Annotated in this window: 19 protein-coding genes and 1 other annotated feature; of the genes, 2 read left to right on the top strand and 17 right to left on the bottom strand. The window is 32.3% G+C overall.

The features are described from left to right. Positions 1 to 96 precede the first annotated feature (96 nt). The 3 genes from ACXY7N_RS22630 to ACXY7N_RS22620 form a co-directional block, all read right to left on the bottom strand. Complete coding sequence (locus tag ACXY7N_RS22630; RefSeq protein ID WP_016134615.1) at positions 97 to 1,395, bottom strand: MFS transporter; 1,299 nt, start codon at positions 1,393 to 1,395, stop codon at positions 97 to 99. Between the two features lie 111 nt (positions 1,396 to 1,506). Continuing rightward, positions 1,507 to 2,730: a methyltransferase domain-containing protein gene (locus tag ACXY7N_RS22625; protein WP_016134613.1), complete on the bottom strand. Its 1,224-nt coding sequence runs from the start codon at positions 2,728 to 2,730 to the stop codon at positions 1,507 to 1,509. Positions 2,731 to 3,262: 532 nt separating this feature from the next. Then, a complete protein-coding gene (locus tag ACXY7N_RS22620) occupies positions 3,263 to 4,183 on the bottom strand; it encodes a Nif3-like dinuclear metal center hexameric protein (protein WP_488592618.1) in 921 nt (306 codons plus the stop codon). Positions 4,184 to 4,418: 235 nt separating this feature from the next. On the opposite strand from ACXY7N_RS22620, the gene ACXY7N_RS22615 reads away from it, so the two are divergent. After that, the gene (locus tag ACXY7N_RS22615; RefSeq protein WP_016134611.1) at positions 4,419 to 5,849 is read left to right on the top strand and encodes an IS4 family transposase; all 1,431 of its coding nucleotides are present in this window, start codon (positions 4,419 to 4,421) and stop codon (positions 5,847 to 5,849) included. A 225-nt stretch (positions 5,850 to 6,074) separates the two neighbouring features. Here the strand turns inward: ACXY7N_RS22615 and ACXY7N_RS22610 are convergent, their stop codons facing one another. Beyond that, entirely contained in the window at positions 6,075 to 6,560 is a 486-nt protein-coding gene (locus tag ACXY7N_RS22610) for a DJ-1/PfpI family protein (RefSeq protein ID WP_082181406.1), read from the bottom strand. A gap of 214 nt (positions 6,561 to 6,774) precedes the next feature. Here ACXY7N_RS22610 and ACXY7N_RS22605 point away from each other — a divergent pair, with 214 nt between their 5' ends. Continuing rightward, complete coding sequence (locus ACXY7N_RS22605) at positions 6,775 to 7,347, top strand: DJ-1/PfpI family protein (protein WP_016087681.1); 573 nt, start codon at positions 6,775 to 6,777, stop codon at positions 7,345 to 7,347. Positions 7,348 to 7,519: 172 nt separating this feature from the next. Here the strand turns inward: ACXY7N_RS22605 and ACXY7N_RS22600 are convergent, their stop codons facing one another. The 13 genes from ACXY7N_RS22600 to ACXY7N_RS22540 form a co-directional block, all read right to left on the bottom strand. After that, positions 7,520 to 8,326 carry a DegV family protein gene (locus tag ACXY7N_RS22600; protein ID WP_016087682.1) on the bottom strand — a complete coding sequence of 269 codons (807 nt, stop codon included), beginning with the start codon at positions 8,324 to 8,326 and terminating at the stop codon, positions 7,520 to 7,522. Between the two features lie 199 nt (positions 8,327 to 8,525). Then, the gene (locus tag ACXY7N_RS22595) at positions 8,526 to 9,032 is read right to left on the bottom strand and encodes a DUF3189 family protein (RefSeq protein ID WP_016087683.1); all 507 of its coding nucleotides are present in this window, start codon (positions 9,030 to 9,032) and stop codon (positions 8,526 to 8,528) included. A 79-nt stretch (positions 9,033 to 9,111) separates the two neighbouring features. Then, a complete protein-coding gene (locus tag ACXY7N_RS22590) occupies positions 9,112 to 9,567 on the bottom strand; it encodes a CcdC protein domain-containing protein (protein WP_016134609.1) in 456 nt (151 codons plus the stop codon). Positions 9,568 to 9,786: 219 nt separating this feature from the next. Beyond that, positions 9,787 to 10,380, bottom strand: a complete 594-nt coding sequence (locus ACXY7N_RS22585) for a GNAT family N-acetyltransferase (RefSeq protein WP_016087685.1) — start codon at positions 10,378 to 10,380, stop codon at positions 9,787 to 9,789. Positions 10,381 to 10,384: 4 nt separating this feature from the next. Further along, positions 10,385 to 11,410 (bottom strand): serine hydrolase domain-containing protein, encoded by a 1,026-nt coding sequence (locus tag ACXY7N_RS22580; RefSeq protein ID WP_016134608.1) that lies wholly within the window; start codon positions 11,408 to 11,410, stop codon positions 10,385 to 10,387. Between the two features lie 111 nt (positions 11,411 to 11,521). Continuing rightward, positions 11,522 to 12,760: an MFS transporter gene (locus ACXY7N_RS22575; protein ID WP_016134607.1), complete on the bottom strand. Its 1,239-nt coding sequence runs from the start codon at positions 12,758 to 12,760 to the stop codon at positions 11,522 to 11,524. A gap of 65 nt (positions 12,761 to 12,825) precedes the next feature. Beyond that, positions 12,826 to 13,084: a binding site (T-box leader), on the bottom strand. Positions 13,085 to 13,260: 176 nt separating this feature from the next. After that, positions 13,261 to 15,399, bottom strand: a complete 2,139-nt coding sequence (locus ACXY7N_RS22570) for a penicillin-binding protein (protein ID WP_016134606.1) — start codon at positions 15,397 to 15,399, stop codon at positions 13,261 to 13,263. Positions 15,400 to 15,763: 364 nt separating this feature from the next. Further along, positions 15,764 to 16,363, bottom strand: coding sequence for an undecaprenyl-diphosphatase (locus ACXY7N_RS22565; RefSeq protein WP_016134605.1), 600 nt, complete (start codon positions 16,361 to 16,363; stop codon positions 15,764 to 15,766). Between the two features lie 249 nt (positions 16,364 to 16,612). Continuing rightward, positions 16,613 to 17,599, bottom strand: coding sequence for a zinc-binding dehydrogenase (locus ACXY7N_RS22560; RefSeq protein ID WP_016087690.1), 987 nt, complete (start codon positions 17,597 to 17,599; stop codon positions 16,613 to 16,615). Between the two features lie 107 nt (positions 17,600 to 17,706). Then, positions 17,707 to 19,122 (bottom strand): HAMP domain-containing sensor histidine kinase, encoded by a 1,416-nt coding sequence (locus ACXY7N_RS22555; RefSeq protein ID WP_088083779.1) that lies wholly within the window; start codon positions 19,120 to 19,122, stop codon positions 17,707 to 17,709. Next, on the bottom strand, positions 19,119 to 19,793 hold the full coding sequence (locus tag ACXY7N_RS22550) for a response regulator transcription factor (protein WP_016087692.1): 675 nt from the start codon (positions 19,791 to 19,793) through the stop codon (positions 19,119 to 19,121). Before ACXY7N_RS22550 ends, ACXY7N_RS22555 begins: the two co-directional genes overlap by 4 nt. Positions 19,794 to 19,805: 12 nt before the next feature. Beyond that, complete coding sequence (locus tag ACXY7N_RS22545) at positions 19,806 to 20,336, bottom strand: hypothetical protein (RefSeq protein WP_016134603.1); 531 nt, start codon at positions 20,334 to 20,336, stop codon at positions 19,806 to 19,808. A 107-nt stretch (positions 20,337 to 20,443) separates the two neighbouring features. Next, complete coding sequence (locus tag ACXY7N_RS22540; RefSeq protein WP_488592617.1) at positions 20,444 to 20,950, bottom strand: GrpB family protein; 507 nt, start codon at positions 20,948 to 20,950, stop codon at positions 20,444 to 20,446. Between the last annotated feature and the right edge of the window lie 83 nt (positions 20,951 to 21,033).

The following is a 21,033-nucleotide window of genomic DNA, read 5'->3' as shown; positions in this document are numbered from 1 at the left end:
GTCCATAGGAAATCAGTCCATTTTTTCGTTTTATATTATTTGCTTTTCTCAGCTTGAAAGATGTAGAAATATCCATTCTATAAATAACCTAAGATTCTACGAAGCACTATAATCTTTCGAATGAACTTCTAACGTGAAACGATTTGATGAAACTTTAATTACTATTAAATATAAGAATCCACCTACAATTGGAATGATGTAGGATGGGATATAATTTAATAATAGACCTGATATTGCAAGTGCTATTGGTTGCATCATTTTACCTAAGCTTAATCCAATACTAAGCACTCTGCCCCTATATTCATCAGGAATCTCTTTTTGCATGAAATAAATTAAAGGAATATCAATTAACGCTATAATAAGCCCTAAAAAAATCATAACAACACAATACGTAATCACGAATACAAAATCATTCACTTCAAAGCTTTTGAATAAAACTGGAATCCCTGAAATAATCATAATAACTGCCAACATAGAACTTAGCTTTTTCAAAAGATAAGAGTAAGAAAGACGATCAGTTATCTTTTTTACTACAATTGCACCAATTATCATCCCTACTGGAAAAGTCCCTTGAATGATACCAAATTGCTTAGAACTAAGATTGAGTACTGTGTTAATAATGTATGGAAATGGAACAGTTACAGCGAAGCCTAAGAAGAAATTAAACGAAATTAAAATATGAAACGTATTCTTTAAGCTATCCTTTTTAAGTAAGTAAGAAAACCCCTCTTTTATATCTTTAATAAAATTTACTCCTCTTTTTGAAATTTCCTCATTTATGTTGTACTCGAACAATTTAAATTGAATAAATAGTAATACTATCCCTGAAAGAAGAAATGAAATACCGTTTATAATTATAAAAGTTTTAATATCAAATACTGAAAAAACGATGCCACCTAACATAGGGCCAAGAATTAAAGATACAGAATCGATAATTTTACTTATAGAATTAATACTCATAAGCCTTTCTTTAGAGACGATATTGGGTTTTGCAGCTTCTAATCCTATTCCAAAAAAGGTTGTAAATACCGTCATAAGAAAGGTAGTAGTATAAATAATGAATAAGTTTAATCCATAATGGCTACTTAATATATAAACAGCTATTAATAAGCAGCCACTTAGTACATCCATACAAACGACGAGTTTCTTTTTATTAACCTTATCAGCAATTACACCGGCAAATGGATTCATAACAATCATTGGAATTGTTCCTAATATGAGTGTTATCGCGAAATTTAACGCTGATCCAGTTATTTGTAAAACATATAGACTTAATGCGAAACTATACATAGAGGTACCGAATATTGATACTGTTTTTGCGATTGAATATAAACAAATATTTCTTAGTTCCAGGTTTCTTTTTTTATTTTCTATAAGTAATCGTAAACTTCCCATAACATTTCCCCCACTTTTCTTTGTATTACATTAAGTGTAAGTTCTTGGGTTAACCCAATATCAATACGTACTATTTGAAAAGTTTTATGAGGAAATAAATAAAAGATGGGGTTAACCCCATCTTTTTCCGAAAAATGAATATGTATAAATTTCTTCTCCTTGAACAAAGAAATCCTCGTACTTTCCGCCTCGTTTCAAATAATTTGAAGTACTTTCATCAATCGATTGGAACTGTAGATTTTGGATTTCTTTCGTTACTTTTGAAAGTGTAAAATTTGCTCGAAAGTTATTTGTAATTTGGCTATTTGAGCTGAAATTTTTAAATAAAATAAATAAACTTAATAAATAACAATCAGGTTTAAAAAGTGGATTTAATTCGTGAAGTAAAAAATCATCATGCTCAAAACTATAATTGCTCGTACCAGAGTGATCAATTACGATATCAACAGACCGATTTTGAATAGGGATGTTCAAAAAATCCGCACAGATAAAGAGAATGTTTCTTCTCGGATTTCTTCTCGCTAATACATCTTTTAAAAATAAAAGTTTATTGAAATCTCGATCCACTGCGATGTATAGGCAATCTTCGGGTAGTTCTTCATAAATGTTCCTCAAAAAGAACCCAAGTCCTGATCCTATATCCAGTATTAATTTGTTATTTAAATCTAAATGTATTAGTTTCTTTTTCGCCCATGCCCCTTCTCTATGCATATTTTCCAAATATGCATTATCAGTTTCATGAATATAATCCGAAATAGTATCATCAAGTGACGTCCGCTCATTTGCTTTAAATAACTTACCAGCAGTTATAATTCCTGAAGTAATAATGTATTCTTCACCACAATTACAAATTAACTTTCCTTCAATAATTTGATTACTATTAATAATTCCATCTTGAAGAATTAATTTTTTACTACATTTAGAACATGTAAGTAAATGTAGTACACTTAAATCTATCCCTATAATTGAATTAGAAGTTTCATTTGTTAATAATAAATCATGTAACACTCCCTTTAATTTATCTCGTTTCTTCTCCAAAAGTTCTATTTCCTGTTCCATCTTGTCATATTTCAGTTTAAATAAAGATTGGTAAAAAGTATCTTTTTCGTAATTCATAGATTTCGCTAAATTTTTATAAAAAAATAGTTCTTTAATTTCATTCAAGCTAAATCCTAGATCTTTGTAATGTAATATTAGTTCTAAATCTGCTTGACAATATTCATCAAATAAATAGTGCCCTCCCTTTTTTTCAGGAATAATGAGACTGAGATCCATATAATGTCTAACAGTATCAATACTTATGTTATTTACTTCTCCAAACTTACCAATTTTCATAATATCCCTACCATTTAAATATTTTTTTATATAGATTTCTATTTTTATCTTTAAAAATCCTTTCACCTTTTTTATCAACATTATTTACGGAATGAAAAAATGGTATTATTTATATTGGTGTGCCTAATAATATAACATGCAAATTTTGATTTTATGCATGTCATATTATCAGTATCAAAATTATTAAACCTCAATGGATTTATTACTTTATACTTAATGAAATGTACTTATAAACGGACATTATAGCATTACTTTATTGAACTATTGGAGTAGGATTACTGTAGAAGGTTACATAGGGGTAGCGTCACATGCCCATCAAGCTAAGATTTTAAGACACCCCCATAACGAGAATTTTACTTTTTTACAATTATTTATGAAAATTCTGCTTGTTTTTTGCATTTTTGGGGTGCTAGACTTAAAACTTCAGCAATAAGCACAGACTAAAACATCTAGTTTTCACGATATAATTCTCAGCTAAATTCGCAAAAAAGAGCTTGAATTCCCAAGCTCTTTTAAATATTACTTAATAATTTTATAACCACCATTTTTCCTGTGGAATTAAAACTGTTTCAATATCAAAGTTATTCTCAAACCATTCCTTCATCAATGTTTTATGGACCAGATATTCTGATGCAGAATCGGAAACGCCGATTAAAGACATCGAAGTATTAGTAACATAATCCATCATTTGTTTGTATCTTTGTTTACCATATTCGTTATCAATATGGCAATGGATTTCGCCAGTGATATAGGCTTGAACTCCTCTTTTTTCAGCTTCCTCCATCCAACTTACTTTGTCGCCACAACCTGCAACGATAGCAATTTTCTTTACGTTATTTATGTTCTTACCTTCAAAATCAACATATGGAATATCGAATATTTCTTTTAAGTGAGAAGTTAGCTCACTTGTACTCTTTTCTTCAATGTTACAAATTAGAACTAGGTCTTCATTATTTATAGAACTTGTTAAAAACCCATCAATAATTTCTGCATTTAATTGTTTAGCAATAGCTACACTTGTACCTAAATTGGCATGATAATCCATCGGTACATGGCATGTATAGAATGATAATTTCTTTTCTTTTATTTGTTTAATGTATTTTTCTTTTATAGGAACAAAACCTTTGCCCCATACTCCTTTTGGATCTCCACATTCCATCAATAAGGGATGGTGCATAAAAAGTAAGTCTCCGCTATTACTTTCTTCTATAAAACGTTCCAACACTTCATCTGTAGGGAAGACGGCAAGAAAAATTTTCTTTACATTTGCATCTCCTTTTAACATTAGACCATTAAATAATTCCACAAAGTCTTTTTCAAAAATTGATTTCCAGTCAAACTTTAAAGGTTCATAGACCATTGGTATGAATTGACTGAAAGCAGAATCCTTCCCAAATGATTTTATATCAAGTTCAATGTCCAGTTTAGACACTATTTCACTTAGTTTAACCATAAGATTATTCCCCCAAAAATTTTATAATTCAATACAAACGGTTAGAAAAATAAAAATTATTATATTCTTTTAAAAATTTTAACATAAAAAAACCCATTTTTCTTCATGAAAAAATCACTCCTGTTGTTTAAAGTGGTCCCTCCAAATTCCCTTCAAGCAAAGTTAAAATCATACCTTCAAAATGAAAAAACGCTATGCTTATTGTAAACAGTTTATAAGAAAGGATGGCGTTTTGATGAATCCTATCATTTCAAATAGATTGAATCTTTTCGCTCAAGAGCTACAATACTTTTTATCTCCAGTGGTCCTACAAGATATTGCCAAACAAGTTGGCTTTGTACAACGATCTAGTAAGTATCAAGCAAAAGAACTCATTGCCCTTTGCGTATGGCTTAGTCAAGAAATTGCTAGCACATCACTTACACAATTGTGTAGTCAGTTAGAAGTTTCCACTGGGGTACTTATGAGCTCAGAAGGACTGAATCAACGCTTTAATCCAGCAGCTGTCGCATTTCTTCGAGAAGTCTTTACTTCTCTTCTCAAACAAAAACTCTGTTCAAATCACTCACTTTCTGCACACATGATCTCTACTTTCAATCGTATCCGTATTTTGGATGCAACAGTGTTTCAACTGCCTGATCATTTCGCCACTGACTATCAAGGTTCAGGTGGAAGTAGTAATACGGCAGGCGTAAAAATCCAATTGGAATATGATTTACTTAGTGGTCAATTTCTTAACGTGCAGCTTGGACCAGGAAAGAATAATGATAAAACATACGGTACCATCTGCCTTGAAACCGTAGAGACCGGCGATTTGTGTTTACGTGATCTTGGTTACTTCGATTTAGGAGACTTACAAACTATTCATGATAAAGGAGCTTACTACATCTCGCGGTTGAAGCTGAATACGCGGATTTATATCAAGAACCCTGAGCCAGAATACTTCAACAACGGCACGTTAAAAAAGCAAACAGAATACATCCAGCTTGATATGACACAAATGATGTCAGATCTAATCCCTGGTGAAACGATAGAAATTACCGAGGCATACATTGGACAAAATCAGAAGCTTCCAGCACGTGTCATTATCCATCGTTTAACCGATAATCAAACGCAAGCACGCCTGAAAAACCAAGCGATACGTGAAAAGAAAAAAGGCATTGTCATGAAGGATAAAAGTAAACGTTTAATGAGTATGAATGCATATATCACGAACACGTCTCTAGAAGGAGTACCAACGAACTACGTGCACTCACTGTATTCAATTCGTTGGCAGATTGAAATTTTGTTTAAAACGTGGAAGTTATTTTTTGAAATTGATGAATGTAAAAATATTAAAAGAGAACGCCTAGAGTGCCATTTATATGGACAACTCATCGGCATTCTCCTCTGTTCTTCTACGATGTTTCAAATGCGACAGTTTCTGCTTGAAAAAACAAATCAGGAGCTAAGTGAATACAAAGCGATTTATATGATTAAAGATTACTTTCCGTTACTGTTTCAAGCGATAGCCATTGGCACAGAACAACTTTTAAAAATTTTGCATCGTCTTTATCTATTGCTCAAAAAGAACGGTCGTAAATGTCATCGGTATAAGAAAATGACCGTCTTTGATATTCTAGGGATTGTGTATAAAACGACGGTGAAGCATAGACAAACTGCCTAGCGAAAAAATCAGATTTTAATAGGCTTCTTTAGTATGCCTACTTTTCTATCAATTGTTAGTTTTGAACCAAGGATCATTTCATATCTAGTAATTTACTTGGTTAGCTTGATGGGCATGGGGTAGCTTCAGGAAAATACGGATTTACAACGATAAGGGAATTCCAAATTAAAAAGCCCAACTTCTCTGCAAATCAAAATAGAGAAATTGAGCTTTTTATTTATTTATTTATTTATTTATTGAATTCATTAACTGGAAGAAGTATTCAGGTTTATGAGTCTTATTTAGGTTATACCATGAATGTAATGCATCTGGTGTAAATACATCTATTTTTTTCAGTACCTCCATTGCAAATTCCAGAGGAGCTATTCCTGATGCAGTAACTAAATTCGCATCAGATACCGCAGATCCCAACTCATAGAACTTTTCTCCTTTATAGTTAGGGCATACCATTTTAGTATATTCTAAGTTATTACTTGTATGCTTTCTATTATCCAAGTATCCCATATTCGCGAGGGCATCAGTTGCACCACAAATTGCAGCGACAATAGTGCCAAGCTTTAAAGCTTGGCCAATTTTTTCCAACATAGGTTGATGAATTTCTTCACTCCAAGTAGTCCCTCCTGGCAAAATTAAAAGATCTTTACTCTCAAAAGTACATTCATCTCTTGTTTTTGTACAAAAAATCGATAGAAAGCAAGAAAAAGATTTTATATCTTTTTCTGTTTAGAGGAGTTAAAAAATCGCTAACACCTCTTTCATACACATGGAATATACAGGAATATAAAACTTAATATAGAACATAAAAAGGAGAAGTTTATATTGTAAGTAAAGGGACATACATATGGAGTTAGAATCAATTGTTAAAGCAATTTTTTGTTAGAAAATTTAATTGGCAACGTTAACAACAGTAATGGAGGATTAGAAAATGAAAATTGCGATAGTCTGTTTCGATAACTTTACTGATATAGATGTTTTTCTACCATGGGATTTATTAAATCGTGTACGTTTAGTAGGCGGTATTTCTGATTGGAATGTCCAACTATTAGGAACGGAAAAAACTCATATTTCCATGTCTGGTTTGCGTATTCCGATGACAGGAAGCCTATCTGATATTCCTTCTGCTGAAGCCGTAATATTCGCAAGTGGTAAGGGTGTACAAGATCTATATCAAAATCAAGAATATCTTAATAGCATTCATGTAGATCCTCAAAAACAATTAATAGGATCTATGTGTTCTGGTTCTCTACTATTAGGAGCTAAAAAGTTGTTAACTGGCAAAAAAGCAACTACATATCCATCCGCAGTAGAACAGCTTAAAGAATTTGATGTAGACGTTATTGAACAAAGTTTCGTAAACGAAGGGAATATCTCGACTGCTGCGGGTTGTTTTGCTGCTCAAGAACTCTCAGCTTGGATTATAAGGACCCTACTTAATGAAGAAATGGTTGATATTGTACTAGAAACTGTTCAGCCGGTAGGAAAAGGTTTATATTTTTAATCTCAAATCAAGTCGAGGAATTGTGGTTGCTCCCCAAAACGATAAAATAAGATTTTTGTTTCGAGTTAATACAAATTTCGTTCTAGAGTGCTATAAAACTTCAACTTGATGGCGGTGTGGTGTGCACCATTTTCAAATAAAAAAACCCGTGAATCATTCACGGGTTTTCTTTCTAATAACTAATTGCTATTGTTCCTTCACCTGCATGAACCGCAAATGAAATTGGTAATGGATATAGTTTAAAATCCATTTCTGGGAATGAATTTTTAATATCTGCAATCCATTCTTCAGCTCCATCTTTATCGTTAGCATGGAACATGTGAAGTACTTTTGGTAATTCTTTTTCAAGTTCATTTTTAATGTATTCTCGACATTTTTGGATTTTACGAACTTTCTTTTCAAGTAAAAGCTCTCCACCTTTTACTTCTAATATTAAGTTGACACTTAATAAACTTCCAAGTAAAAATTGAACTCCCTTTACACGTCCACTTGCGTAAAGGCCTTTTAAACTTTTCGGGAATACGTGGAAAGGTCTTCTTTTTTCATCTACTAATGTTTTGTGTATATCTTGTAAAGTCATACCATCATTGTATAACGATTTCGCTTTTCTAATTAGTTCATCCATTGGATAACTTGTTGTTTCACTATCTAATACCGTTAATGGGAAACCTGCCATTTCTGCAGCTAACTTCATGTTTTGATAGGTTCCACTTACTTTTCCGCTAATAGCAACTGCAAATCCCTCTTCATATTCTTCTTTGCACTTCGAAAATAACTCTACCATTTCCCCTATGTTAGGCTGTGATGTAGTGACAGTTTTACCTTCGTTCAAAGCATTATAAACGCGCTCACGCACACCTTCTTCACAATCTTTGTACGACACACCATCAATAATAACTTCAATTGGGATAACAAAGTTATCTCCTTCTGTTGTAAAACTCGCAGTTGTACTATCAGTAATCCAAGCAACACGCTTCATGTTGTTCCTCCCTTAATTCAATTCCTCTTTTCTAATTTTTCTATATATTTATGTTATGAAAAGAGAATATCCCTGTAATAGTAACAGGACTTTATTGATTTGGCTATAGTAGATAGATTATAAATGTGAATATTTCTTGTCTTTTTCACAAATTAAAAAGAAAATCAAGGAATTTGCTCGATTTTCTTTTTATCATACATTATTTAAAGGTTTCATTATCTAAAATCACAACATAATCATTCGTCAATCGCCCGGCTTCTTTCGTATAACTAACAAGTCTTTGTACGTTATCGCAGCAAAGTTTTGCTCCCCAAATAAGTAACGGTACACCGATAAAGTCAATATGAAATCTTCTAGAAAACAGTCCACCAAAAGTCATTGGTAAAGGCACTGTTGGTGATGTATTAGAAAAAATAATCTTTTCATGGCTTTGATAATGTTTTTGCAGAATCTCTCCTAAATGCTTCATCGCAGGTACAACGACTTTTGATGCGCCGCATCCAATCGTATAAACTGGGTTACCATTTTCATCTATTCCATGAAAAATAATTTTCCCCATATCTTCTGTTTTCAATTTATTAAAGTAATCTACATTTAATATTTCTTCTTTCGTTAACTTACGATCCGTTGGTAATTTATTTAAATGATAAGCTGCAGCGAGTGAAGTTGAATGTGTTCCGCCGAAATCTGTGTAAATGAATATCATATTATCATCCCTTATTATAAAAGTTCAATGTTATTTAGTATTACCGTTCACAGCATTGATAAACAAGGGATGAATGTATTTACACTTTTTGTGTTAGTTCATTATATTTTTTCCAAATGTAATATCGTCTACTTATTACTGTACCTAATGTGATACATAAAAAGGCATTCGTTACAAGCATTAGTGTGTAATGAGTACTGCCAGAAAACATACTTTGCTTAATTAAAATTTTCGCACCTAAAATAACAAGAAGAATCATCGTGCTTAACCAATTTCCTTTTCGTAATACATGACCCGTTTCATTATCTATTCGAAATGTTAATGCTTTTCCTCTAATAACTCCAAGAACCAATCCAATCCCGAACATTGCAACAAATAGTAGTAATTGTAATATAGTTAGTTGTCCCATATGAATAATGGACTGGATTGTTACAAAGCACAACAAAGCCGGAACGAGCCAAATGCGATTAACTTTCACTTTACGTTCCTTACTTTGCATTAATACGATAATAAGCATAACAAGTAAAATATCCATTTAGTGTCCTCCTATATACTTGTTTACCTTTAAAAATTATATTCACCTCTTTTTATTCCATACTTGAAATGCGATAGCTACTTCAAATTGAAAAATATGGAATGTGATTCTCCATCAGTTTGTAGCATTATTTTTAAAAATAAAAAGACGTACTTTTGACTCGTACGTCTTTTATCATCTTTATTCAAAATAAATATATCCTTTAACCCGTATGAATTGTTAGTTAAAATACTTTTCAAAACAAAAACAATCATGAACCCGCTTAAATTGTTTTCTTATCTCTTCTTTATTTTCACCTGTATAATGAGCAAATGCGTGAACTGGATATAACTGATCTATATTACTTTTCATTACACCCTTTATCTGGTCTGTATGATCGGAATATACGTGTAAATATGAATCTACGTTTACAAATCCGTTCTTTTTATACCATCCATGAACCCATAGGTTGTCCCTAGTCCATGCTTCTAATCGATTTAGGTTAAGTTCTTTCGCTAACTTTTCTGCCTCATTTAATAGTTGATTACCAATTTTCATTCTACGGAAATCTGGATGAACTGCAATATGCCAAATCATACCGCCAAGACCAGTTCCTCTTGAACAAACAGTACGCTCTTCTAATTCATATTCAATATCTATTAAACCCACAATTTGATTTTCATATACAGCTACTAATTCAATAGTAGGATTTTCATATTTTTCTTTCTCTCTAAGTACGTTATCATAATATGCTGTATCTAGAAAAGATAACACACGGCAACGTACCCAACCTGTTTCATCCTCTTTTCTATACGCTCTAATTTCTATATTCATATAATTAAAAAGCTCCTTCTATTTCTATCATTAATTTTTCGGGTCCTGCTCCTTTATTTGATGGAATAACTAATGTAATTCCTAAGTCTGGATATACGGCCGAGCGAAAACTGACGCCTGGATCATATCCCATGACATGATATTTGAATATCTTATTTTCTCTTGTTTCAATCCATATTCCATAGCCGTAAGACTGATTATTATTTACTTGAATATGAGGAGTTAAAAGTATTTTTGTATATTCTTGGCTTATGATTTCATAGTTAAATAACGCTTTCCAGAACTTCAGCATATCTGGCGCAGTAATAAAAGCACCACCATCAGAACCACCTTTTATCGGAATAGAGTATGCATTTGTTCTCCATTTTTGGCTATTTACATCTTTTATATATCCGAGAGCTGTGTATCTTGGTAATCTATCTAAAGAGAAATAGCCGGAATCATTCATGCCTAGTGGAATAAATATATTCTTTTCTATATATTCCGTAAAACAAAGCCCTGTTTGTTCTTCTATAATTAATCCAAGTATGATAAACCCTGCATTATTGTAGTGAAACTTACTTCCTGGTGCAAACATCATATTACTGTTTTGGAATAATGGTAAAAAGTCTTTTAAGCTCTTTAATAGATACATAGGTGTTTGTTTCCAAAGATCTTCGAAGTTATCCATAATACTTTCATCAAAATAATCTGGTATACCAGCACTATGCGTTAGTAGTTGATGTATTGTAATATCTTCATCGAAGTTTGGAAATTTTATCTCTAGACAATCTTTTAATTTTGTATGAAAAGAAATAACACCTTTTTCAACAAGTTGACAGATGCCAATTGCAGTGAAAATTTTACATCCTGAGGCAATGCCGAATCTTGTTTTTATCGTATTGTTTATATATTCACTTTGGTTTGCGTAACCCAATGCTTTTTCATAGACTAAGTCTTTTTCTTTTTTTACTAAAACTACTCCAGAGAAATCTATTTTCTTTTGTATTTCTTTTACAATTTTATCAATTTCATCTTTTGTTTTTATCACGACAACCACCCTTGTCTTTCGGTATTGTTCTTTCCCATTATTAATTTTTCCATATAAAGGGGAAAGAATCCTCTTATTGAATACGATAAATTGTTAATGAGAACACAAAGTTCATTTCGAATTTATTGATTCAGTAGAATACAACTTAGATTGTGATGGGAATAAAGTAAACACACACAATATGATAGTAATAAATAACATTATTAATGACCCTACAATAACTACAAGTTGTATAGAAATAAATTGAGTTGCAACTCCGAATAAAATCGTAATCAAAATGGTTATGACCGCAATAACAAGCCCATATATACTCCCAATCCGTCCCATGATATGGACAGGTACATTATTTTGATAAAAGGTATAAAATCCTGTATTTGCATATGCCATAGAGAAAGATAAAATAAGAAATCCGATAGCAGCTATTAAAAACTCATTTGAAAAAGCATAAATTAAATAACCGATTGCAATGAATAATGATCCTATTCCAATTAAAAATGAAGGCGCTAATTTTTTAGATAAAATTGTATTTGTTATAGCTCCTAAAATGATTCCAGCTCCACCGGTACTAACTAAAAAGCCATACTCACTATCTGTTAGCAATAAAACTTTTTTCGCAAATGATAATTCAAGTGAATCATTTGCGGCAGCCAATGCCATCATCCCTTGAAATAAGAAGTACACAAAAACGATATACAAAGATGTTTTACTGAAATTTAAAACGATGTTCCAATCTTTTTTTAGTACAGCTAAAGATAGTGTGGCATTTGATGTATGAATATCAGATTTTTCATCAAGATTAGGTAGCAGAAATGTAATTACTCCTGATAAGAGAAATGCTATAGCATTTATATATATAGCAAACTCCGGTGTACTTGCTATTAACAATACTCCCGCTATCGCTGGACCAATTAAAAATGCACCAGATCCTATTAAACTTCGTAATGAGTTGAAACGTTGTCTTTTCTCAACTGGAATTAATTTAGTCATATATGTCATAGCAGTTGGCTCATAAATTGCATTGGCCATGCTAATAAAGAATACGAATACATAAACCATCCAAAGTGATGGAAGTAAAGGTAAAATAACGATAAATACCGCACGATATATATCGAGGTGAACCATTAACTTCCGTTTATTTAAACGATCAATCATACTTCCTGACCAAGCATTTGTTAATACAGCGGCTAATGGTTGAATTACATATAAAGTAGCAACAGCTAAGGCTGAGCCACCCATATGATAGACAAGTACATTCAGTGCTATTAAGTAAATCCACGCCCCTAAATTCGCAATACCAACGCCAGACAGTAGTAATAAAGGATATTTCCAATCTTTAAGTAAGTTTTTCATTTTAGGCCCCCGCTTTCCAAATTGTTTTAAAACAATAAAAAAATCCCACCCCCAAGACTTTTAGTCTTAGGGACGAGATTTATCATCGCGGTGCCACCCTAGTTTGTTAATATGTCACCATATTAACCTTATCTGGTACTGCATTTTGATTCATGCTTATACCATAGCTCTATAACGGGAGCTCCCGTCACACCACCCTCTAATAATAGATTCCGATGCGCTGCTCAGAGGCTTGATTCAATAAAGAATTTTTGCTCCTTTTCAGCTAAATGGAGCTCTCTGTGAAAAATTCATTTTATTTACTCTTCTCTTCACTGCATTTGATTTTTCCATATTATCACAATTATTTTTAACTGTAAATAAAAAATAATCAGATATTTAATGGAGTTTCATTGTTTATTCTCTTATTTATTGTTTTTTTTTAAAAATTACGGTGCGTGAAATTACTTGCATCTATTAAAAAAGAGCCTATTGTATATAGACCCTTCACATTGCCCAAATTAATTTGTATTCGCCTCTGCTAACGGTTGTAACGGTGGTTCTAATTCTAGTTCTAATATATCGCCTTCTTGTATATCATGTCCCTTTTCAATGCTTTGACTCGTTACATAGCCCGTACCTGTAGTTTTTAAATCTAATTTTAATAGTTTAGAGAAATACATAACATCACGCATGGACCAACCTTGTAAATTTGGCATTTTTGCGTTATTCCCTAGTAGAAATATACGATCGCCTTCACTCATTACTTCGCCAGACTGCGGATATTGTTTCATTATTTTTCCTTCTCCTAAAATTATCGGTTGTAGTTTCTCCTTTTTTACACGATTCTCTACCGTATCCATTGATTGGTTGACATAATTTTGTACTTTTAATTGGGATCGTTTCGTTGCATCTGCCATTTGTATTTCTGTATATGGTTTCACCTTTAAATATTCAAGGCTATTTTTCATAACTGGTTTAAATATTTCAGCAAGCGGCTGAGCTCCATATTCGTCTCCTTTTAACTTTGGTTGCTTAATAGCTAAGTATACAATTAACTCTGGATCATCAATTGGAGCCATTCCTAAAAATGAAAAAATATAATTTTCTTTTCCTTCCATATATCGTCCATTTTCAGGATTCGGAATTTGAGCTGTTCCTGTCTTACCTCCTATTGGATAACCATCCACTTTATACATTGTACCAGTACCTTTTGAGGACGTAATAACACGCTCCATTAAGTTCCTTACCTTGTCCGCTGTCTCTTTTTTTATTGGATTCCCAATTTCTTTCGGTTGATTTTCCATAATAACTTGTTTGTTTGTTGGATTTACAACTTTGTCAACGATATATGGTTGCATCATTTTCCCGTCATTTGCTATAGCAGTAGCTGCTTGGATTAATTGAATAGGAGTTACTGTAGAACCTTGTCCGAAAGAAGATGTCACTTGTTGAATTTGTGTATTTAATAATAAAGTATTTTTACTTTCACCAGGTAAATCTATTCCGGTTTTTTGGTTGAATCCAAATTTTTTCATGTATTGCTTAAATTTATCCGGTTTCAATAACTGATCTTCTAAAATAGAAAAAGCTACGTTTGATGACCTTTCAAAACCTTCATCAAATGTAATAGATCCCCATCCAAACCCACCGTTATGATCTTTAATATCAGATGAACCAACTGAATATTTTCCGGATTGGAAATATTCTTTCCCGTTATATACCCCTTCATTAATTGCAGCAGCTAACGTAAATATTTTCATTGTTGAACCGGGTTCGTATGCATTTGCGATTGGATCATTTAAAAAGTATTCGATATCACCTTTATTAGGATTAAAACTAGGTTTACTAGACATTGCTAAAACTTTCCCTGTCTTTGGATCCGCTACGATTCCTACTAACATAGAAGGATCATAGTGCTCTTGTGCCTTGTTCATTGCTTCTTCTAAAAAACCATTAATTTGTTTATCAAGCGTAAGGTATACGTTATTTCCATTTTTAGCGGGTTCTATTTTTCCTATATCATTTGTAAGTGGGATACCTCTTCGCGCGCCTACATATTCTATTTTCCCATTTGTCGAGCGCAAATATTTATCCAAACTTTTTTCAAGTCCAAATTTCCCTTCTGTATTTCCTTTATTGTCAGGTCTAGCAAAACCAAGAATATAAGATGCAAAATCTTCATTCGGATACACTCTTGCTTTCTCAGTCATAAAAGATACACCCGGGATTTTTAACTTTTTAATTTGTTCTTTCTTTTCTCTAGATAAATTCCGACCAACTTTTCCGATTTCAACTTGCGTACGCCCCTCATGGAAATTTTTTAATACGTCTTCTTTATCAATTTCAAGCGCGTCAGCTAATTGCCCTGCGGTTTCATCTTTATTTTTCACTTTGTCATTACCATTCAAATTCACAACAACACGGTATGTTGTGGAATCTTGGACGAGCACTTTTCCAGTTTGATCATAAATCGTGCCACGATTCGCTTCCAATACACCTTTTTTATTATGTTGTTCAGTTGCAAGATCCTTTACATCCACATTATGCACGACCCCTACTGCTTGAATATAAAATATACGTAAAATCATAGTAAGGAACAAAACAATAAAAGCAACCATAAAATACCGCGCGCCTTTATTCGTTTGAAGTTTATGCATGTTGCTCTCCTTTCTTTCACAATTAATTGCGGCAAAGGTGTGCTACAAATTATGTAGTTTTTACTTTCAATACTATATGTTTCGAACTTTTCTTTTTAATTCCTTTAAATCGCTCTGAAAGTAGTTATTGTTTCTGTTTTTATTTTATTTTTGTATTTATATTACGGTGTGTGAAATTTAAGAATATTCCGTCATAGGATGATTAACTTATAATAAACTTACAAATTTAATAGATGCTAACTCAGTTTTTCTTTCACCACTCATTTAATGCATATGCCCTCTTCTTGTGCACAATAAAAAAGTTCCCCTCTGGATTTCCAAAGGGGAACTTTTTAACAAACCTATAAATAGTTATTTATAAAAATTAAGCTATATGATTATATTTCGCTAAAAAAGGAATTCGTTTCGCTACCAATGCGTACATTTTAAATACAAATTTTGCTATCGGTTCAAACATACGTGTACTTTGCACTACTAAACCGCTCGTAATAAATGTTAAGAAAGCTGCACCAAGTATATCTAGAGGATAATGAACTCCTACGTACATACGTGATACACCAACTAATACTGCCCAAATAAGAGCGACATATTTAAGTTTTTCTCCTCTAAGTAAAAATACAAATGCAATGGAAAATACAAGTACAGAATGATCACTAACAAATGATGAGTCTGCTGCATGTGGCACTAATTGATGTACATCATGTGATACAAACGGACGTGGATGGTAATATACCGCATGTATCACAACATTTACTAGTAATGCGATAATGACTGAAAGTGTCGTATATAACACTGTGTATTGTTTTTTAATGGCATTGACTTTCTTTCCATTATTAAACCATAAAATAAACATAAACAAAATTGCTACATAGACAGCACTATTTGTAATAGCAATCATTAGCGTATCTAATAGTTTGGACGATCCAGCAAAATTATTAAACCATTGAAATACTGTGTAATTCATAATACTCTCTCCTTACATAAATGCGTTCTTGATTTACACAGTATACAACATCAATATGAAAATGGGCTGAAACTTTTCTCATCTAATTCTCATTTTACTAGTACTGATTTGACAATATTAGGGCTAATTATAATGGCTAATTATGTATAAAGCTGAAAAACCTTTAAAACAAGACGAATTACATACTTTTCATATACAGAATACATAACATAGTTATGTAAATATACTAGTTGCGAAATCATATTTTTATTACATACGAAGTGCGATATTACCAAATTGTTCGCCTTGTTCCATACGATTTAACGCCTGAAGGGCTTCTTCTAATGAATATACTTTATCAATAATTGGTTTAATTTTATGTTTCTCTATAAACTTAACCATTTCATGAAATTCCTCACGGCTACCCATAGATGTCCCCATAATATCGATTTGATTATAAAATAATGCTCGTAATGGTAATTCAATTTTATCTCCTGAGCTTGCACCAAAATTAACAATTCTCCCATTTGGTTTTAATACATCAAAGTATTTTAAGAATGTTGCTGGACCTATACTATCGATTATTAAATCTACTTTCTCTCCGCATAAACTCTCTTCCCAATTTCCAGAACTATTAAAAGAAAAATCTGCGCCATATGTTTCGGCAAACTTCCTTTTGTTCTCTATCCTCGAAGTAACACTTACTTTTGCGCCAATCGCTTTCGCAAATAACATGGCAAATGTCGCTACACCGCCGCCTATCCCCGGAATTAAAACATGTTCTCCACACTTTAATCTACCCTTTGTAAAAAGCGCTCTGTATGCAGTTAGTGCCGATAAAGATAAGACGCCAGACTCTTCCCAAGTAAGATATGACGGTTTCGCTACTACATTTTCAGCTGGTACAATCACATATTCAGCAAACGTCCCATCTCTCGGTCCACCTAGCACCTCTGGTAACTCGGGTACTTCGGCAATATTTTCCCATCCAATGCTAGGATTTATAATAACCTCGGTTTGTAATAAATCACCTGAAACATCTTCTCCAATCCCCGTAACAATACCTGCACCATCTGATCCTAGAATTAATGGTAATTGCATTTCTTTTCTATTATTCATTATAAATAAATCTCGATGATTTAAACCTGCTGATTTTAATTTCACTTTAACTTCTCCAGCGTTAGGTGTTATCTCAGGTAATACTTTATATTCTACTCCTTCAACTCCTGCTTTATATTGTTGTACGATAGCTTTCATTTTTATTCCCCCTTAATGATTCTAATGTACTAGAAAGTTCGAAATAAGCAAAATAATTTGACTGTAAAAAAAGAAGGAATGTAAAAACATCCCTTCTTTTCAATCTATTAAAGTGAAATTGTAGGCAGTGTAATCGTAACGATTGTTCCTTCGCCTTCTATACTCTCTATTTGAATAGCTCCGTTGTATCTCTCTACAAGTCGTTTGGCAATAGATAAACCTAAACCGTTTCCACCCTTTTTTCGACTCCTTGCTTTGTCCACTCTATAAAAACGGTTAAGGACAAAAGGTAAATCAGCTTCGGGTATCCCTGATCCATGATCTATAATACGAATTTTAACTTTCTCTGATTGTACTCTAGATTCAATACAAATATATTGATTAACTTCTTTTGTATATTTTACTGCGTTGTCCATTACGATAATAAGAATTTGTTCTAAGTAAGATGATGGTATTAAGACATATGCTGCATCTCCATCCAATTGCATATCAAATTGAAATTCAGTTTGAAGTATAGCAAAATTTTGTGTAACTTGTTTTAATATGCTATTTATATGGACTGGCTCAGTTGCTATTGGATGCATCTGTTCTGATTCAGCTCTTGATAGTTCTAGCAACTCTAAAACTAACTTATTTAAACGATCGACTTCCTTTAAACTAGATTGGAGCGATTTATCTAAAACTGCTGGATCATTTTTACCCCACCGATTTAACATCGACAAATGGCCTTGAATAATTGTTAATGGGGTTCTCAGTTCATGAGATGCATCTTCTACAAACTGTTTCTGTTGTGTAAAAGAAGTTTCTACTTCATCCATCATTTCGTTAAAAAGAAACGATAATTTTGCAAGTTCATCATTATTTTCACGTACTGGAACCCGTTCATTTAGCCCATTTTTCTTAATACGCTCCATCGTATCCGTTATATTTTGAACACTTGATAATAGCTTTTTCGTGATTAGTACACCACCTAAAAAACTGAGGATTAAGCCACATATCCCGGCAATAACCATTACCACTAAAATAATTTTTAATAAATGATCAAAAGCCTCTAAGTTTTTCGTAAGTTCAATAGTGCCAGTGAACTCTTTTGTTTGAATTGGTATGCGCTTAACTAATATGCGATCTTCTATATGTCTTTTTATAAATGATTCCTCTTGTGTAACTTGTTTTGGCTTTATCCACGCTTCATTAAAATCTCGTGAAACAGTAACAATTGGTTTCCCATCCATGCCGATAATACGAATCATTTGATGCTTATCAATCATATTGTTTAAGAAATTTTTACTGTTTTCAAACGTTTTACTCGAAAGGGTATCATTTTTATCTTGGAAATATGCCGCTATTTCTGTCCCTTGCCTATTTATTTGTTTCTGTTCATAATCTATAGTCCACTTATTAATTACAATAAACTGCAAAGCGCTATATAAAATGAATAAAATAAATACTAGTGTAGTGGACCAAAGTGTTAATTTCCATTTTATAGGAAGATTTCTAAGTCGATGTACAATATTTTTAATCATTTCATTATATATCCAGCACCGCGGACCGTTTGGATATATTCCTCCTTATCCACACTATGTAACTTGTTACGTAAATAACGAACATATACATCAACGATATTGGTCTCAACCATTGCGTCAAATCCCCATACTTGATCCAATAAAACATCCCGGGTAAGTACTCTATTAATATTTTTCATAAACATAAGCAAGAGTTCAAATTCTTTATTTGTAAGTTCGATTTCTTCATTTCCTTTTGTAACAGTTCGAGATTCAATCTGGAGCTGTAAATCTTTGAACGTAAGAGATGAAACATGTTTGTTTTCTATATGTTCTTCTCGTCTAAATATAACTCTCATACGTGCTAACAGCTCTTCAATTGCAAATGGTTTTGGAAGATAATCATCGGCTCCGCTGTCTAAACCTGTCACGCGATCCATAATACTATCACGTGCAGTCAGCATAATGATCGGTGTATTTTTAGTTGCCCTTAATCTACGACACACTTCTAGTCCATTTAATCCTGGTAGCATTAAATCCAGTAAAATAAGGTCATAATTTGTTTCAAGTGCAGTTTCTAAACCCTTCCTTCCATCAAACTGTATATCGACTTTATATCCTTCATACTTTAGTTCTAACTCTAAAAAATCAGCTAAACTTTCTTCATCTTCAATAATTAATATGTGTTGCAACAGTAATTCCTCCTATACAGTTAAATGAATGAGTAATCCTATTCCAAATATAATCGCAATGATTTGATGTGCTTTTCTATACAATTTCAAGTTTGTTTTTTTATTATGCTTCTGTAAGGAAAATCCAACAATCCCTAGTATGATTAAAATGAAAAGAGAGAATATACCACTATAGAATATGAATATATGCCGACTTCCTTTTAATAAAAAATAAACACCGTGAGTAATTGATACAGCTAATACAGCATATCCAATTAATACGTGAAATTTTTTAATGAACAAATATAAATCTTTTATCAACTTAACCCCAATTATATTTTTCTTTTTAAAAAATAACCATACATGATGTAAAAACCATAACGATGCAGCTAAAATGGCTCCATACTCACCGAAAGAACCTAATTTCTTATTTAACCCTTTTACATTTAGTACGTTGCCGTAAATTACATAAATAAGTAACAATGCTACACTACAAAAAATAATAATTAAGCCTATAATTTTTACTAATGAATGAAAAGATTTATTTCTTAGTAGCTTTTCCATTTCACTTAAGCTCCTTTCTAAAAAGCTTCTGTAACAAGCAGAATATCAAATAAAAAAGAAAGGAACATGAGAGAAAGATTAAAATAAAATAAGAATTTCAAGACCCCTTAAATTTTTTTAGCTTCCTTTATTATTTTTTGGATAAACGGTGCTTTTGCACTTGTATATGAAACTCGATCAAAAGGATATGTAGCTGCAAGTTTCTCTTTTAATTCTCTATAATCATTGCGTGCCCATTCATGTTTTGTTAGAAAGTCTCGAAATAAAAGATTGTTTTTCCATTCGTCACTATTATAAATATAAACATGCAAATGATGGGTACCCGCTCTCCATTTTCCCTTTCTAAAAAAGCGCCAATCAGTTGATTCTTTTGGTACATATTCATATCCAATTTTCAACAGATCATCAATCCACTTTTCGGTAATTTGCAAATCCGTTACACCAATCATCATATCAATTAGAGGTTTCGCTCCTAATCCTTGTACAGATGTGCTCCCTATGTGTTCAATAGCAATACATTCTCCTCCGAATAATGAAATAAATTTCTCCTTTTCTATTAAATACTCTTCATGCCAGTCTTTTTGATATGGTTTAATAACGATTTGTTTTTCCATTTTATTCACCTTTTTATAATTATTTATTATTATATTTATAAAATTCCATGTGATTAACATAGGATTTTCACAAAATATGTCGA

It is taken from the genome of Bacillus sp. 5w2 (assembly GCF_054353775.1).
This window is presented reverse-complemented; position numbering and strand designations above follow the sequence as displayed.

Excerpts from the sequence above, each read along its gene's own strand:
- ACXY7N_RS22620 (WP_488592618.1), bottom strand. The coding sequence starts at position 4,183 with ATGGTTAAACTAAGTGAAATAGTGTCTAAACTGGACATTGAACTTGAT.
- ACXY7N_RS22615 (WP_016134611.1), top strand. The coding sequence starts at position 4,419 with ATGAATCCTATCATTTCAAATAGATTGAATCTTTTCGCTCAAGAGCTA.
- ACXY7N_RS22600 (WP_016087682.1), bottom strand. The coding sequence starts at position 8,326 with ATGAAGCGTGTTGCTTGGATTACTGATAGTACAACTGCGAGTTTTACA.
- ACXY7N_RS22585 (WP_016087685.1), bottom strand. The coding sequence starts at position 10,380 with ATGAATATAGAAATTAGAGCGTATAGAAAAGAGGATGAAACAGGTTGG.
- ACXY7N_RS22540 (WP_488592617.1), bottom strand. The coding sequence starts at position 20,950 with ATGGAAAAACAAATCGTTATTAAACCATATCAAAAAGACTGGCATGAA.
- ACXY7N_RS22565 (WP_016134605.1), bottom strand. The coding sequence starts at position 16,363 with ATGAATTACACAGTATTTCAATGGTTTAATAATTTTGCTGGATCGTCC.
- ACXY7N_RS22590 (WP_016134609.1), bottom strand. The coding sequence starts at position 9,567 with ATGGATATTTTACTTGTTATGCTTATTATCGTATTAATGCAAAGTAAG.
- ACXY7N_RS22630 (WP_016134615.1), bottom strand. The coding sequence starts at position 1,395 with ATGGGAAGTTTACGATTACTTATAGAAAATAAAAAAAGAAACCTGGAA.
- ACXY7N_RS22570 (WP_016134606.1), bottom strand. The coding sequence starts at position 15,399 with ATGCATAAACTTCAAACGAATAAAGGCGCGCGGTATTTTATGGTTGCT.
- ACXY7N_RS22595 (WP_016087683.1), bottom strand. The coding sequence starts at position 9,032 with ATGATATTCATTTACACAGATTTCGGCGGAACACATTCAACTTCACTC.
- ACXY7N_RS22545 (WP_016134603.1), bottom strand. The coding sequence starts at position 20,336 with ATGGAAAAGCTACTAAGAAATAAATCTTTTCATTCATTAGTAAAAATT.
- ACXY7N_RS22555 (WP_088083779.1), bottom strand. The coding sequence starts at position 19,122 with ATGATTAAAAATATTGTACATCGACTTAGAAATCTTCCTATAAAATGG.
- ACXY7N_RS22575 (WP_016134607.1), bottom strand. The coding sequence starts at position 12,760 with ATGAAAAACTTACTTAAAGATTGGAAATATCCTTTATTACTACTGTCT.
- ACXY7N_RS22625 (WP_016134613.1), bottom strand. The coding sequence starts at position 2,730 with ATGAAAATTGGTAAGTTTGGAGAAGTAAATAACATAAGTATTGATACT.
- ACXY7N_RS22560 (WP_016087690.1), bottom strand. The coding sequence starts at position 17,599 with ATGAAAGCTATCGTACAACAATATAAAGCAGGAGTTGAAGGAGTAGAA.
- ACXY7N_RS22605 (WP_016087681.1), top strand. The coding sequence starts at position 6,775 with ATGAAAATTGCGATAGTCTGTTTCGATAACTTTACTGATATAGATGTT.